The 16,556-nt window shown below is 73.7% G+C and carries 5 protein-coding genes; 3 read left to right on the top strand and 2 right to left on the bottom strand.

Annotated elements, in window-relative coordinates:
• The first annotated feature begins 88 nt into the window (after positions 1-88).
• The 3 genes from HD595_RS27340 (at position 89) to HD595_RS27330 (ending at position 14,901) form a co-directional block, all read left to right on the top strand.
• A complete protein-coding gene (locus HD595_RS27340) occupies positions 89-4,786 on the top strand; it encodes a non-ribosomal peptide synthetase (protein WP_253773833.1) in 4,698 nt (1,565 codons plus the stop codon).
• Positions 4,783-14,427: a non-ribosomal peptide synthetase/type I polyketide synthase gene (locus tag HD595_RS27335; RefSeq protein WP_253773831.1), complete on the top strand. Its 9,645-nt coding sequence runs from the start codon at positions 4,783-4,785 to the stop codon at positions 14,425-14,427. The genes HD595_RS27340 and HD595_RS27335 overlap by 4 nt, the downstream gene beginning before the upstream one ends.
• Before the next feature lie 75 nt (positions 14,428-14,502).
• Complete coding sequence (locus HD595_RS27330; RefSeq protein WP_253773829.1) at positions 14,503-14,901, top strand: ADP-ribosylglycohydrolase family protein; 399 nt, start codon at positions 14,503-14,505, stop codon at positions 14,899-14,901.
• A 19-nt stretch (positions 14,902-14,920) separates the two neighbouring features.
• On the opposite strand, the gene HD595_RS27325 is transcribed toward HD595_RS27330, so the two are convergent.
• Together HD595_RS27325 and HD595_RS27320 are read right to left on the bottom strand one after the other, a co-directional pair.
• The gene (locus HD595_RS27325) at positions 14,921-15,856 is read right to left on the bottom strand and encodes a hypothetical protein (RefSeq protein ID WP_253773827.1); all 936 of its coding nucleotides are present in this window, start codon (positions 15,854-15,856) and stop codon (positions 14,921-14,923) included.
• Positions 15,853-16,398, bottom strand: coding sequence for an RNA polymerase sigma factor (locus tag HD595_RS27320; protein ID WP_253773825.1), 546 nt, complete (start codon positions 16,396-16,398; stop codon positions 15,853-15,855). The genes HD595_RS27325 and HD595_RS27320 overlap by 4 nt, the downstream gene beginning before the upstream one ends.
• Between the last annotated feature and the right edge of the window lie 158 nt (positions 16,399-16,556).

The raw sequence follows: 16,556 nt of genomic DNA, 5'->3' as shown, positions 1-16,556 counted from the left end.
AGGGTTGACACCGATCTGGTGATCAATCATCCTGATCCGCGGCGTGCCGAAAACGGCGCAAAAAACTCAACAATCGGCAGGCGCGACAATGACGTCAGATGCATCACCTTTCGCATCTGTTCTGCGGCTTTACCAGGATCGGCTGCGCGAGACCCCAGAAGGGATCGCCATTTCGGCCGGTCAAGATCACTTCACTTACAGTGACCTGGACCGCCTCGCGAACGGCCTCGCCGTGCGGCTGCGTCCTTTCACGACGACCGGTCAGCCCTGGGTCGCCGTGCTGGCGGACCGTTCCACCCGGCTGGTCGCGGGCCAGCTCGGCGCCATGAAGGCGGGCCTCGCCTTCGCGCCGATCGACCCCGCCACCCCTGCCGAGCGGATCCGCGCCATGCTCGCGGGAGCCTCGGCCGTGGTCACGGCGCCGGAGTGGCGATCCCTGGTCCCCGACGGCATCCCCGTGATCGACGAGCTCACCGCGGCGGACGCGCCGCCCCTTCCCGACGCCGGGCCCGAGGATCCGGCCTACGTCGTCCACACCTCCGGCTCGACCGGGACTCCCAAGGGCGTGCTCGTCCCCCACCGCGCGCTGGCCAACCTGATCGCGTGGTCGCACGAGACCTTCGGGCTGGGCGGCCGTGCCCCGCTGCTCACCAGCCCCAACTTCGACCCGTCGGTCTGGGAGATCTGGATGTACCTGACCGCGGGCACCACGATGGTCATCCCCGACGAGCGCACCAGGCTCTCCCTGCCCGCCCTGCGCGACTGGATCGTCGAGCAGGAGCTGACCACCTGCTACGCGCCCACCCCCATCGCCGAGGGCCTGCTCGGCCTGTCCTGGCCCGCGGAGACCAGGCTGGCGACGCTGAGCACCGGCGGCGACCGGCTCACCACCTACCCGCGCCCCGGGCTCCCCTTCAAGCTGGTCAACCTGTACGGCCCGGCCGAGTGCGCGGTCAACGCGATCGCCGGCGAGGTGCCGCCCCGGGACGACCGGAGCCGTCCGCCCGCGCTCGGCACACCCCTGCCCGGCGTCACCGTCCACCTGCTGGACGAGGAGATGCGGCCCGCCGAGGAGGGCGAGATCCACCTCGGCGGCGTGTGCGTCGGCCTCGGCTACCTCGGCCGGCCGGACCTCACGGCCGAGCGCTTCGTCCGCGACCAGGACGGCCGGCTCCTCTACCGCACCGGAGACCTGGCCCGCCGCGATCCGGCGGGCGCGTTCGAGTTCCTGGGACGGCTCGACGACCAGGTCAAGATCCGCGGCAACCGGGTGGAGCTCGGCGAGATCGAGACCGTGCTCGGCCGTCACCAGGGCGTGCGGGCCGTCACCACCGCCGTCCGCGGCCGCGACCTGGTCGCCTACGTCGTGGGGACGGCGACCGAGCAGGAGATGCGCGTCCACCTGCGCCGGCTCCTGCCCGACTACATGATCCCCACCGCCTGGGTGTTCCTGGACGAGCTCCCGCTGACCGGCAACGGCAAGGTCGACCGCGCCGCGCTGCCCGACCCGGTCCGCGAGTCCCGCTCCACCGTCCCGCCCGGCACCCCGACCGAGGTGGCACTCGCCGAGATCTGGCAGGACGTCCTCGACGCCGGCACCGTCGGCGCGGACGACGACTTCCTGGCCCTGGGCGGCCAGTCGCTGCTGGCGATGCGCATCGCCGCCCGCGCCGTCGAGAGCCTGGGCAAGCCCGTCGAGCCCCGGATGCTCTTCGAGCACCCCACGGTCGCCGAACTGGCCCGCGCGGTCGACGGCCTGCCGCGGACGGCCGCGGCGACCGAGGACGGGGGCGGGCTGACGCCCGCGCAGCGCCGGCTCTGGTTCATCGACCAGGTGGCGCCCGGCGCGCAGTACAACGTGCCCATCCTGTACGCCCTCGACGGCCCCCTCGACACCGGGCGCCTGGAGGCGGCGATCAACGAGATCGTCCGCCGGCACGCGCCCCTGCGCACCCGCTACGAGGAGCGCGACGGCGAGCCGGTGCCCGTGGTGGAGCCGGCGGTGACCGTACCGCTGAAGGTCATGGACGCCACCCCGCGCGGCGCGACCGCGCTGGCCAAGCACGCCGCCCGTGACCCCTTCGACCTGAGCACCGGCCCCGTGCTGCGGGCGCTGCTGCTGCGGCTCGCCGACGACAGCCACCGGCTGCTGGTGAACGTCCACCACATCGCCTTCGACGGCTGGTCCGCCGGGGTCTTCCTGGACGAGCTGGCGCGGCTCTACGCGGGCGAGAGCCTGCCCGCGCCGGCCGGAGCGCACCGGCGGGCGCGGGGCGCGGACGGCATGCCGTACTGGAGGAAGCTCCTGGAGTCGCCGCCCGAGCGGCTGGGGCTGCCCGCCGACGGCCCGGGACCGTCCGGCCCGTCGCGGCGCGGCGGCCGGGTGCGGGCCACGCTGCCCGACGGACTGCTCACCGAGCTGGAGTCGCTGGGCCGGCGCGCTCAGGCCAGCCCGTTCATGGTGCTGTTCGCGGCGTTCCAGGCCCTGCTGCACCGCTACAGCGGCCGGGACGACATCGTGACGGGCGTGCCGTTCTCCGGCCGGGAGGCGCCGGGCGCGGACGCCGCGATCGGGTTCTTCGTGGAGACGCTGCCGATCAGGACCGGCCTGGCGGGCGACCCGTCGTTCGAGCGCCTGCTGGCCCGCGTACGAGCCGGTGTGCTCGCCACGCCCACGGACGTGCCGCTCGAGGAGATCGTGCGGGAGCTCTGCCCGGACGGCCGGCCGCCCTTCGACGTGATGTTCGCGATGCAGGAACCCCCGGCCGCGCTACGGGCCGACGGGGTGACCTTCCGGATGCTGGAGGAGGTGGAGAACGGCGGCGCCAAGGCCGACCTGGTGCTGTACGCCGAAGGGCGCGAGATGAGCCTGGAGTTCGCCACCGACCTGTTCGAGCGCGCCACGGCCGAGCGCCTGCTGGGCCACTACGTGCGCGTCCTGGAGCAGGTGGCGGCCGACCCGGCCGCGCCGGTCTCCACGCTGCTCACCCGTGACCACGGCCCCGCCGGCCGCGGCCCCGACCGGACCCTGCACGGGCTGTTCGAGCAGCAGGCCGACCGGACGCCCGACGCGGTCGCCGTCGAGTTCGAGGGCGCCGCCCTCACCTACGCCGAGCTCGACCGGCGCGCCAACCGGCTCGCCCACCTGCTGCGCGAGCTCGGCGTCGGCCCCGAGGTGCCGGTCGCCCTGCACGTGCGCCGCTCGCTCGACCTGCCCGTGGCGCTGCTGGGGATCCTCAAGTCGGGCGGCGCGTACGTGCCGCTCGACCCCTCCTACCCCGAGGGCCGTCTCACGCAGGTGCTCGGCCGGGTGGACACCCCGGTCCTGGTGACGCACCGGGCGCTGGCCGGCGGGCTGCCGCACGAGCGGCCCGTCCACGTCGACACCGACCTCGACGGCCGGCCCGACCACCGGCCGGACGGCGGCGCCGGCCCCGACGACCTGGCCTACATCCTGTTCACCTCCGGCTCGACCGGACAGCCCAAGGGCGTGGCGATGCCGCACCGCCCCGTCGCCAACCTCATGGCCTGGCACAGCGGCGCCTACCGCAGCCTGCAGTTCACCGCGCTCGGCTTCGACGTCTCCGTGCAGGAGATGTTCAGCACCTGGGCGTACGGCGGGACGCTGGTCATGGTCAGCGACGAGGTGCGGCGCGACCCGGCCGCGCTGCTCGACCACATCGCCCGCCACCGGGTGGAGCGCATCTTCCTGCCGTTCGTGGCCCTGCAGTCGCTGGCCGGCGCCGGGGCCGAGCCGCCCGCCACGCTGCGCGAAGTGATCACGGCGGGCGAGCAGCTCCAGGTGACGCCGCAGCTCGAACGGTTCATCAGGCCGTGGATGACGCTGCACAACCAGTACGGGCCGACCGAGGGCGCGATCATCGACATCGCCCACACGCTCACCGGCCCGCCGGAGGACTGGCCACGGCTGCCGCCCATCGGCAGGCCGGTCACGGGCGTCCAGGCGCTGATCCTCGACCGCCTGGGCAACGAGACGCCCGACGGCGTCCCCGGCGAGCTGCACCTCGGCGGCGCCTGCCTGGCCCGGGGCTACCACGGCCAGCCCGAGCTGACCGCGGAGCGGTTCATCACCTGGCGGGACGGCCGCCGGCTGTACCGGACCGGCGACCTGGCCCGCCTCGACGAGGCCGGGGACATCCAGTTCCTGGGCCGCGCCGACGACCAGGTCAAGATCCGCGGCTACCGGGTCGAGCCCGGCGAGATCGCCGCGGTGCTGGCCGGGCACCCCACCGTGCGCGAGGCGTTCGTCATGGCGCGGGAGGACCGGCTGGTCGCGTACGTGGCCGCCGACGACACCACCGGGCTGCGCCCGTACCTGGCCGAGCGGCTGCCCGAGTACATGGTGCCGAGCACGTTCGTCCCGCTGGACGCCCTGCCGGTCAACCCCTCGGGCAAGGTGGACCGGCACGCCCTGCCGGACCCCGGCCAGGGGGCGCGCGCCTTCACCGCCCCCGTCACCCCGCTGGAGCAGGTCGTCGCGGCCGTCTGGCAGGAGGTGCTGGGCGGGCAGGTCGGACGGCACGACAACCTCTTCGAGCTGGGCGGCCACTCGCTCAACGCCACCCGGATCGCCTCCCGGCTGCGCGACGCCCTGGAGGTGCGGGTCCCGCTGCGCACACTGTTCTCCCACCCGACCGTCGCCGAGCTCGCCGCTGACCTCACGTCGCCCGACGTGGAGGCGGCCGCGGAGCTCTATCTCATGGTCGCGGCGTATTCGGACGACGAGGCCGAAGCCCTGCTGCGGTCGATGGAAGGTCCCCAATGAGTCTGTCAGACCAGCAGCGCCAGCTCCTGGAAGCGTTACGGAAGAAGAAGCAGCAGGCCGCGACCGCACGGTCCAGGCCCGACCGGCTGCCGATGTCGTTCACCCAGCTCCGCGCCTGGTACCTCGACAGGATGGCGCCGGGCGCCGCGCACTACCTGATCCCGCTCGCCTTCCGCATCGAGGGCCCCCTCGACCGCGAGGCGCTGCACCGCGCGCTGAACGCCCTGGTGGCCCGGCACGAGAGCCTGCGCACCACGTTCGCCATGGACGAGGACGGCCCGTACCAGATCGTGGCCGACTCGCTCACCGTCGAATTGGCCGACGCCGCGGACGCCACGCCGATGGACCTGACCACCGGCCCGCTCATCCGCGCGCACCTGCTGCGCGAGGGCCCCGAGCGGCACGTCCTGCACCTCACGCTGCACCACATCGTCGCCGACGCCTGGTCGCTGGACGTGCTGCGCCGCGAGCTGAGCGCGCTCTACGACGGGCGCGAGCTGCCGCCGTTGTCCCAGCAGTACCCCGACTACGCGATCCGGCAGCGGGGCAGGGACCACGGCGAGGACCTCGCCTACTGGCGCGCGGCGCTGGCGGGCGCGCCGCCGGTCACCGAGCTGCCGGCGGACCTGCCCCGGCCGGCCGTCCAGACGTACGCGGGCGCCGAGCTGCCCTTCTCCCTGGACCTCCCGCGCGAGGAGTTCCGGGCGTACTGCCGGAGCCTGGGCGCGACCCCGTACATGGTGCTCCTCGCGGCCTACCTCGTGGTGCTCTCCCGGCGCTCCGGGCAGCGCGACCTGGTGGTGGGCACGCCGGTCGCCAACCGCGACGAGATCGAGTCCGAGGGCCTGATCGGGTTCTTCACCAACACCCTGGCCATCCGGGCCGACCTGTCGGGCGAGCCGTCGTTCGCCGAGGTGGTCGAGCGGGTCAGGGACGCGGTGCTCGACGCCCACGACCACCAGGGCATGCCCTTCGAGCGGCTGGTGGAGGAGCTCAACCCCGAGCGCCGCCTGGACCGCAGCCCGGTGTTCCAGACGATGTTCAACATGCTGCCCGAGGCCACGGCGGAGCTGGAGCTGACCGGCCTGACGGTCACCCCGGTGGAGATCCCCGACCGCACGGCCAAGTTCGACCTCACCGTGGGCGTCCGCGAGACGCTGGACGGGCTCGTGGAGTACAACACGGACCTGTACCACGCGGGCACGATCAGCAGCCTGGTGGCCGACCTCCGCCAGGTGCTGGCCGGCGCCATGGACGGCGACGAGTCCCCCGCCGCGACGGGCGCGGAGACGGCCGCGGACACGCCGCGCCACGAGGTCGCCCGGCTGGTCACGCGGGCCTGGCGGGAGGCGCTCGGCACCTCCTCCTTCGGCCCCGAGGACAACTTCTTCGAGGTGGGCGGCCACTCGCTGCTCGTGCTGCAGGTGCACGAGCGGCTGCGCAAGCGGTTCAGCCTCACGGTCACCGACCTGTTCAGGTACCCGACGGTCGCCTCGCTGACCGCGTTCCTCAGCCCGGACGGCCCGGCGCGGGAGACGGCCACGACGACCGGCGCGCCCCCCTCGGGCGCGCTCGCCATCGTCGGCATGGCCTGCCGCTTCCCCGGCGCCACGGGGCCCGAGGAGTTCTGGGCGGCGATCCGCGACGGCGTCGAGGCCGTCCAGGACTTCACCGACGAGGAGCTGCTCGCCGACGGCGAGGACCCCGCGCTGCTGGCCGACCCCGCCTACGTCCGGTCGGGGACCGTGCTCGACGGCATCGACCTGTTCGACGCCGAGCTGTTCGCGTTCACCCCGCGCGAGGCCGAGATCCTCGACCCGCAGCAGCGCCTGTTCCTGGAGACCGCCTGGGAGGCGCTGGAGGACGCGGCCTGCGACCCCGACCGCGTCACCGGACGGATCGGCGTCTTCGCCGGCTCGGCGATGAGCACCTACTACATCGAGAACCTGCTGGCCGCGCCCGACGTGCTCAGGGCGGTGGGCGCGTACCAGGTCATGCTCGGCAACGACAAGGACTCGCTGCCCACCCGGACCTCGTACAAGCTCGACCTGCGCGGCCCGAGCGTCAGCGTCAACACCGCCTGCTCGACCTCGCTGGTCGCCCTCCACCTGGCCAGGCAGAGCCTGATCGCGGGCGACTGCGACGTCGCGCTGGCCGGGGCGGTACGGGTCAACGCCTGGTCCCGCCGCGGCTACCTCTACCAGAGCGGCGGCATCGGCTCCCCGGACGGCCACTGCCGCCCCTTCGACGCCGAGGCCCAGGGCACGATCGGCGCCGGCGGCGTCGGCGTCGTCGTGCTGAAGCGGCTGGAGGACGCGCTCGCCGCGGGCGACACCATCCACGCCGTCGTCCGCGGCTCCGCGGTCAACAACGACGGCACCCGGAAGGTCGGCTACACCGCGCCGGCCGTGGACGGGCAGGCCGAGGTCATCACCGCGGCGCTGGCCGCGGCCGGCGTCGAGCCCGGCACGATCGGCTACATCGAGGCGCACGGCACGGGCACCGCGCTCGGCGACCCCATCGAGATCGCGGCGCTGTCCCAGGTCTTCACCGGGGACCGGCGGATCGCGCTCGGCTCGGTCAAGTCCAACATCGGCCATGCCGACGCCGCCGCCGGGATGGCCGGGCTGATCAAGACCGTGATGGCGCTCAAGCACCGCACGCTGCCCCCCACGGTCAACTTCGCGACGCCCAACCCGCGCATCGACTTCGGCGCGTTCCACGTGCCCACCACCCGCGCCGAATGGCCGGCGGGCGACGGACCGCGCAGGGCGGGCGTCAGCGCCTTCGGCATGGGCGGCACCAACGCCCACGTCGTGCTGGAGGAGGCGCCCGAGGCGCCCGCGCCGATCCCCGCTCCCCCGGCGGCCGGCCCCCACCTGCTCGTCCTGTCGGCCGCCGGTGACGCCGCGCTCGCCGAGTCGGCCACCCGGCTGCGCGCCCACCTGCGCGCTCACCCGGACCTCGACCTGGGCGACGTCGCCACCACCCTGCGGCACGGCCGCCGCCGGCTGCGCCACCGCGGATTCCTGGTCGCCGAGGACCACCGCTCGGCCCAGGAGGCCGAGCTCGTCACGGGCGCGTCGCAGCGGCGCGAGGTGGCCTTCCTCTTCCCCGGCCAGGGGGCGCAGCGCCGGGGCATGGGCGCGGGCCTGTACCGGTCGGAGGAGGTCTTCCGCGCCACGGTCGACGCCTGCTCCGCCGTCCTGGAGCCGTACCTCGGCCTCGACCTGCGCCAGGCCCTGTACGGCGAGGCCGGCGACCTCGACCAGACCCGGCTCACCCAGCCCGCGCTGTTCGTCACGGAGTACGCGCTGGCCCGCACGCTCATGGAGCGCGGGGTCCGCCCGGCGATGATGGCCGGTCACAGCATCGGCGAGTACGTCGCCGCGTGCCTGGCCGGGGTCTTCACCCTGGAGGACGCCCTGCGCCTGGTCGCGGCGCGCGGCCGCCTGGTGCAGAGCCTGCCGCCCGGGTCGATGCTGGCCGTGCCGCTGCCCGAGTCGGAGGTGGCCGGGCTGCTCGGCGAGGACCTCTCGCTGGCGGCGGTCAACACCCCCGAGACGTGTGTCGTGGCCGGACCGGAGCGGGCCGTCGCCGAGCTGGAGCGGCGGCTGACCCGGCAGGGCGTCGCCTGCCGGGCGCTGCGCACCTCCCACGCCTTCCACTCCGCCATGCTCGACCCGGTGCTCGACGCCTTCGCCGCCGAGGTCGCCGCGGTGCGGCTCGGCGCTCCCGGCCTGCCGTACCTGTCGAACGTCACGGGCGACTGGGTGTCCGGCGCCGAGACCAAGGATCCGGCGTACTGGGTGCGCCACCTGCGGGAGACCGTGCGCTTCGCCGACTGCGCCCGCGTGCTGGTCGAGGCCGACGCCGCGATGGTGGAGGCCGGGCCGGGCCGCACGCTGGCGACGCTGGTCCGCCGCCAGGGCGGGAAGGCGGTGATCGCCCCGTTCACCGAGCCGGACGGTGGGCGGGCCGCCCTGCTGGAGGGCGTCGGCCGCCTGTGGGTGAACGGCGCCGACGTCGACTGGGCGGCCTTCGCCCCGCCGGGCAGGCGGGTGCCGCTGCCCACGTACCCGTTCGACCGGCGCCGCTACTGGGTGGAGCCGCGCACCCGGCGCTTCGAGGTCACGGCGGCGGCCCCCGCGCCGCTGCCCGTGGCGGCGCCGCTCGGTGAGGCGGCGGCCCAGGAGGCCGACGCGGTCGCCGCCGCCTGGCACGACGTGCTCGGCATCGCGCCGGCGAGCCCGCGGGACGACTTCTTCGACCTGGGCGGCGACTCCCTCGTGGCCACGCAGCTCGCCTCCCGGCTCGGCCTGCCCATCGAGGCGATCTTCGACAATCCCACGCTGGGCGGCCAGCGGGCGCTCGTCGCCGCGGCGGCGCCCGCCCGCGAGGTCGTCCCCGCCGTCACCGCCGCGCCCGGCGCCGAAATCGTCCCGGCCGCCGTCGCCACGCCGGTCGCCGGGCTCGCCCCGGCCGCCGCCTCCGCGCCGGCCCGCGAGACGATCCCGGTGGTCGAGGACCCCGGTCCCGCGCCCGTCTCGTTCGTCCAGCGGCGCATGTGGTTCATCGACCAGGTGCACGGATCGGCCGCCTACGCCGTGGCCACGGCGCTGGACCTGCGGGGCGAGCTGGACACCGAGCGGCTGCACGACGCCCTGCGCGAGCTGGTGCGGCGGCACGAGTCGCTGCGGACCGTCTTCCGCGCTCCGGACGGCGAGCCGGAGCAGGTGGTGCTGCCCGCGGGCGAGGTGCCGCTGCCGGTCGACGACTGCGACGACGCCGAGCGGGCGCTGAGCGAGGAAGCGGCCCGGCCGTTCGACCTGGCGCGCGGCCCGCTGTTCCGGGCCCGGCTGCTGCGGCTCGCCCCGGACCACCACGTCCTGTCGCTCGCCTTCCACCACATCGTCGTGGACGGCTGGACGATCACCCTGCTGCGCACCGAGCTGGCGGCGCTGTACAACGGCCGGACGCTGCCCGAACCGGCCGTCAGGTACCGCGACTACGCGCGCTGGCAGCGGGAGCAGGCCGTGGACCTCGGCTTCTGGACCGAGAAGCTGCGCGGCGTCCCGCACAGCCTGGACCTGCCCACGGACCGGCCGCGCCCGCCGATGCAGACCTTCGAGGGGGCCGTCGCCACCCACGCGCTGCCCGCCGAACTGGCCGGGGGCCTGCGGCGGCTGAGCCAGGAGCGCGGCGCCACGCTCTACATGACCCTGCTGGCCGCGCTCCACGCGTTGCTCTACCGCTACAGCGGCCAGGAGGACATCTGCGTCGGCTCCCCCGTGGCCGGCCGCACCCGCCCCGAGTTCGAGGACCTCGCGGGCTGCTTCATCAACACCCTCGTCATGCGGGCCACGATGGACGGCGACCTGCCGTACACGGAGCTCCTCGCGCAGGTGCGCGCGTACGCGCTCGGCGCGTACGCCCACCAGGACGTGACCTTCGAACGGCTGGTGGAGGAGCTCAACCCGCCGCGGGACCTGTCGCGCAACCCGCTCTTCCAGGTGCTGTTCAACCTGCTCAACCTGCCCAAGAGCGACCTCGACATGGCCGGGCTGACCGTCGCGGAGAGGGCCGTCGAGACCGGCACCGCCCAGGTGGACCTGGTGCTCTACGTCTATGAGCAGGGCGACGAGCTGCTGTGCCGGCTGGAGTACAACACCGCGCTCTACGACGCGGGCACCGCGCGGCGGCTGCTGCGGCACTACGAGACCCTGCTCTCCGGGATCGTCGCGACCCCCACGGCCCCGCTGTCCGAGCTGGCCCTGCTCACCGGCGAGGAACTGGCCGAGCAGCTCGACAGCCAGGCCGTCGAGGTGCCCGACCGGTGCGTCCACGAGCTGGTGGAGGCGCAGGCCGACCGTACGCCGGACGCCGTGGCCGTCACCTTCGAGGGCGCCTCGATGACGTACCGGGAGCTGGACGAGCGGGCCGACCGGGTCGCGCGGCGCCTGCGGGCGGCCGGGGTGGGCCCCGAGACGCTGGTGGGCGTGGCGCTGGAACGGTCGGCCACGATGCTGGTCACCCTGCTCGGCGTGCTGAAGGCGGGGGGCGCGTACGTGCCGCTCGACCCGATGTACCCGCGGGACCGTCAGGACTACATCATCGACCACTCCGGCATCGGCGTGCTGGTCACCGAGCGCGAGCTGGCCGACCGCTACACCGGCTTCCAGGGCGAGCTCATCCTCACGGACCAGGGCTTCCCCGAGGAGAGCCCGGGGCGGCTGCCCGCCTCGGCCACGCGCGACAACCTCTGCTACGTCCTGTACACCTCAGGCTCCACCGGACGGCCCAAGGGCGTGCGCGTCCAGCACTCCTCGGTGGTCAACTTCCTCACCTCGATGAGCCGCGAGCCCGGCCTGACCGGCGAGGACACGCTCCTGGCCGTCACCACGTTCGCCTTCGACATCTCGGTGCTGGAGCTGTTCCTGCCGCTCACGGTCGGCGGCCACGTGGTGATCGCCGGCCGTGAGGCGGCCTACGACCCGGTGCGGCTGGCCGCCCTGCTGGACGACGCGACGGTCATGCAGGCCACCCCGGCGACCTGGCGGCTTCTGCTGTCGGCGGGCTGGGCGGGCAAGCCGACCCTGAAGGCGCTGTGCGGCGGCGAGGCGCTGCCCGCCGACCTGGCCACCGACCTGCGCGGACGGGTGGCCGAGCTGTGGAACATGTACGGGCCGACCGAGACCACGATCTGGTCCACGCTCACCCGGGTCACCGACGGGCCCATCACGATCGGCCAGCCGATCGCCAACACCCGGATCCACCTGCTCGACACCGCCATGAACCTGGTGCCCACCGGCGTGGTCGGCGAGCTGTACATCGGCGGGGACGGCCTGGCCCGCGACTACCTCGGCCAGCCCGAGCTGACCGCGGAGCGCTTCGTCACCTGGCGGGACGGCGCCCGGCTGTACCGCACCGGTGACCTGGCCCGCCGCCGGGCCGACGGCTCGATCGAGTTCCTCGGCCGGGCCGACGGGCAGGTGAAGGTCCGCGGCTACCGCATCGAGCTCGGCGAGATCGAGTCGCTGCTGCTGGCGCATCCCGCGGTCCGCGAGGCGGCCGTGGTGGTGCGCGGCTCCGACGAGGACAAGAGCATCGCCGCCTACCTGGTCACCGACCCCGGGGCCGAGCACGACTGGCGGGATCACCTGCGGCGCAAGCTGCCCGACTACATGATCCCGTCGGCGTTCGTGCCGCTGGACACGCTGCCGCTCACCCCGAACGGCAAGGTGGACCGCAAGGCGCTGCCCGAGCCGGTGGGCCAGGCGCGCGCCGAGGGCGCGGCGCCACGGACCCCGGCCGAGGTCAGGCTGGTCGAACTCTGGTCGGCGATCCTGGGCGTCCAGGGCATCGGGATCGACGACGACTTCTTCGCGATGGGCGGCGACTCGTTCAAGGCCGTGCGGGCCGTACGGGACTCGGGGATCCAGGCGACCGTGCTGGACCTGTTCAAGCACCCCACGATCCGGGCGTTCGCCACGCTCGACGGGTCGTCGTCCCGGGGCGGCGGCCTGCTGCACGAGCTGACGCCGCCGCGTACCGCGGCCACGCTGACCCTGGTCTGCGTGCCGTTCGCGGGCGGCGGGGCGATCACGTACCAGCCGCTGGCCGCGGCCATGCCCGAGCACGTCACCATGCTCGCGCTGGAGCCGCCGGGCCACGACACCGGCAACCCCGGCGAGCCGGTCCTGCCCTTCCACGAGCTCGTCGAGGGCTGCGTCAAGGAGATCAAGGACCGGGTCGAGGGGCCCGTCGCCCTGTACGGCCACTGCATGGGCGGCGCGCTCACCACCCTGCTGGCGCGCCGGCTGGAGGAGGAGGGCGTCGACCTGGTCAAGGTCGTCATCGGCGGGCACTTCCCGGCGCCCCGCCTGCCCGGCAAGGCGTTCGCCTGGATGCGCAAGGTCTTCCCGATGGAGCGGTGGACGTCCAAGCGGCAGGCGCTGGAGTTCCTGCGGGCCATGGGCTTCTTCACCGAGGCGCTGGACCCCGGCGAGCGGGACTTCATCATGGGCGTCTTCCTCCACGACACCCAGGAGGGCGAGGACTACTACACCGAGCTCTACAAGAACCCCATCGAGAAGCTGTCGGCGCCGCTCGTGTGCGTGGTCGGCGAGAACGACCGGGCGACCGAGCTGTACGAGGAGCGCTACCGCGAGTGGGAGGCCTTCTCCGACTCGGTGTCGCTGGAGGTGATCCCCAAGGCGGGCCACTACTTCCAGAAGCACCAGGCGCCCGAACTGGCCGAGATCCTCACCGGCGCCGACGCCGACGTCCCCGCGCCCGCGCCCGCTCCCGCGCCGGCCGCGCCGCCGGCGGGCCGCCGTCAGCCCAGCCTGAAGACGTTCTTCCTGGTGGCGTTCGGCCAGCTCGTGTCGCTGGTGGGCACGGGACTGACCACGTTCGGCCTGGGCCTGTGGGTCTACCAGCAGACGCAGTCGATCACGATGTTCTCCATCGTGTCGGTCATGGCGCTGCTGCCCGCCGTCGTGCTGGCGCCCATCGCCGGAGCGGTGGCCGACCGGCTGGACCGCAGGCTCGTCATGATCACCGCCGACTCGGCGGCGGGGTGCGGCTCCATCGCGCTGGCCGCCCTGCTCTGGACGGGCGGGCTCCAGCTCTGGCACATCTACGCCATCGTCGCCGTCGGCGCCGTCTCGACGGCCTTCCACCAGCCCGCGTACATGGCGGCCGTGGCCCAGCTCGTGCCCAAACGCTATTACGGCAGAGCCAACGGCCTGGCGCAGCTGGGACAGGCGGCGGGAACCGTCCTGGCGCCGCTCCTGGGCGGGGCGCTCATGGCCGTGGTCGGGCTGCGCGGCATCGTCGTGATCGACCTGTCCACGTTCGCCTTCGCGGTGACCGTGACCCTGGCGGTCCGTTTCCCGGACACGCTGTTCAAGAAGCGGGAGGAGCCGTTCTGGCATGAGGTGACCGGCGGCTGGCGCTACATCTCCCGCCGGCACGGCCTGCTGGCGATCATCCTGTTCACCTCGTTCCTGAACTTCCCGTTCGCCATGGTCGAGGTCCTGTCCACGCCGCTGCTGCTCAGCCTCACCGACACCCGCGGCCTGGGGCTGGCGCTCTCGATGAGCGGCGTCGGACTCGTGGTGGGCAGCCTCATCATGACGGTGACGGGCGGTCTGGCGCGCCGCACGCACGGCATCCTCGGCTGCTTCATGGCCCTCGGTGTCGCCTTCGCGATCATCGGGATCGCACCCAACCCGGTGCTGCCCGCGATCGGGCTGTTCCTCGTCGGGCTGCTCACCGCGCTGCTGAACGCGCACTGGTTCTCCATCGTGCAGCAGAAGGTCGGCCTCGACCTGCAGGGCCGGGTCATCGCCACCAACCTGATGCTCAGCTGGGCCATGGTCCCGGTCGGCTTCCTGCTGGCCGGCCCGCTGGTCGAGCACGTCTTCAACCCCATCGCGGGCGCCGCCCAGGGCCGGGGCATCGGCCTGCTGACCATCGTGGCGGGCGCGGTGACGGTGCTGATCGGCCTGGCGGCCTTCCGCTACCGGCCGGTCCGCCACCTGGAGGACGACCTGCCCGACGCGATCCCGGACGCGGTGGTCATCACCGACAAGGACGAGATCCAGCAGCAGGCCGACAAGCAGCTCATCGCCTGACCGCACGTTCTCCCGGTACGGCCGGCTCCCGGTACGGCTGGTGCCGTACCGGGAGATGCGGTTGGATGCGAGGAGATGTCCGCGCCTCCTGCCACCCGCCCCGTGGCAGTGGGCCTGCCCGCCGGGCCGTTCCTGGACCGGGTCGCGGAGCACGTGCCCGCGAGCATGGTCCGCGACGGCATCGCCGAGGCGCGGGAGCTCCTCACCATCGGCGACCCCGTACTGGCCGCCCGGATGCTCGGCAACGGGCGGCGGGTCACGGCTCACGACACGGTCCCGTTCACGCTGTGGGTGGCGGCCCGCGAGCGCCGTGACTTCGCGGCCGCCATGTGGACCACCGCGGCGGCCGGCGGGGACGTCGACACCACGTGCGCCATCGTCGGCGGCATCGTGGGGGCGGCTCCGGACGCGCGCCCGCCGGCGGAATGGAGCAGCCGGCGCGAACCGCTCCCGGACTGGGCCGGCGGCTCCTGAGGACCGGAGGCGCCGGGGGTCAGTCCGCGTACTCCAAACCCCCCTGGCGTTCGGCGGTGACCTCCAGGGTGACCACGCCTTCGCGCGCCGGGGTGACCTTGAAGACGATCCAGTCGTCGCCCACCTCGTCCGCCGCCAGTGGTTTGACCTCGTACCCGCCCTCATGGACCACGACGAGGCGGAACTCCGCGGCCAGGCCGCGCTTGCGCACCTCGGCCAGCACGTCCTCGACGGTCCGGCCGCTCACCTTGACCCCGGCCAGCGGCTCTCCGGGACGGGTGACCGACTGCCAGTCGTTCTCGTAGGACTCACCCGGCTTGGCCGGCCGCCCCAGCTCGAAGCGCAGCACGCCGGGCGTGCCCTTGATCGCCGCCGGGACCGTCACCACCATGAAGCACCCACGGTCGGCCAGGTCGCAGTCCGCCGGCTCCTTGCGAGCCCCGTAGGGCACGTTCAGCGGTGTCTCGGCGGAACCGCCCATGCGCACGATCTCGCCGACCGCGGAGGGCGAGACCGGGATCACGTTGAGCTCGACGTCGAGGCCGAGGGCGCGGAACGCCTCGGAGAACTCGCGCTGGTCCGCGTAGGGGTCCTTGATCCGGGCGACGTACGTGCCGGCCTCCTCGTGGATCTCCACCGCCGAGTTGGCGTAGGAGGTCGCGCCAGCGCCGGCCAGGCCCGGTCCGAGCACGACGCCGAGCGCGAGGACGGCGGAGGCGGCGAGCCCGAGCAGCGCGCGGCGGCCGCGGCCGGTGCGCCACCCGTGCGGGCGTCGCGGGAGCGCCACCGTCGTCATCGCGTCTCGCGCCGCCGTCGTCGTCGCGTCCCGGTCCTGGGCGACGATGTCGGCGAACAGCGCCCGCGCGCGGGCCCCGCCGGCGCGTCCGCCCGGTTCGTCGGGCGTGATCCGGGCCAGCGGCCTCAGCAGCTCGCCGATCTCATCGATGTCCCTCACAGCGATCTCCCCACGGGTACGACGGTGTCGGTCAGCGTGCGCCGGACGTCGGCTTCGTCGAGCGCCCGGGAGAACCGTCTGCGCGCGCGGTGCAGCCGGATCCGGACGGCGTTGCGGGACAGGCCCAGCATCGTGGCGATCTCCGCGCGGTCCAGGCCCTCCCACGCGACCAGCGCGAGCAGCTCGCGGTCGTCGTCGGGAAGCGTCCTGAACGCCTGGGCGATCGCGGACCTCTCGACCCTGTGGTCGGCGGGATCGCCGTAGAGGTCGGCCATCTCCGCGTCGAGGTCCCGGTGCCGCGCCCGGCGGCGGAGCGCGCCGCGGCGGTGGTCGGCCAGCACGTTGCGGGCCACCCCGTACACCCAGAGCCTCGCCTCCGCGCCAGGGGGCAGTTCGTCGATCCTGCGCCAGACGACGGTGAAGGTATCGGCGACCACGTCGGCCGCGTCCTGCGGCGAGTCGCAGCGCCGGCCGGCGTAGGCGGTGATCTGGTCGTAGGTCGCCTTGTAGACCGCTTCGAACCTGTGCGTGTCAGCTGACACCGGCGGTTCCCATCAGGACGTCCTCCACTTCCGGTACGGATGCGAACGCCCTTTTCATGGGTGGAGGCACCCCGATCATTTCTGCCGGAACCGGAGAATCTTGGACGGCCTCGCCGCTCCCCGGCGCGGAGTGGCGCACGGGGAGCGGCGAGGCGATC

The sequence above is a fragment of the Nonomuraea roseoviolacea subsp. carminata genome, from assembly GCF_024172185.1.
In the GTDB taxonomy this organism is placed as follows: domain Bacteria; phylum Actinomycetota; class Actinomycetes; order Streptosporangiales; family Streptosporangiaceae; genus Nonomuraea; species Nonomuraea roseoviolacea.
Note: the sequence above shows the minus strand (reverse complement) of the source record. Positions and strands in the feature narration are given on the sequence as shown.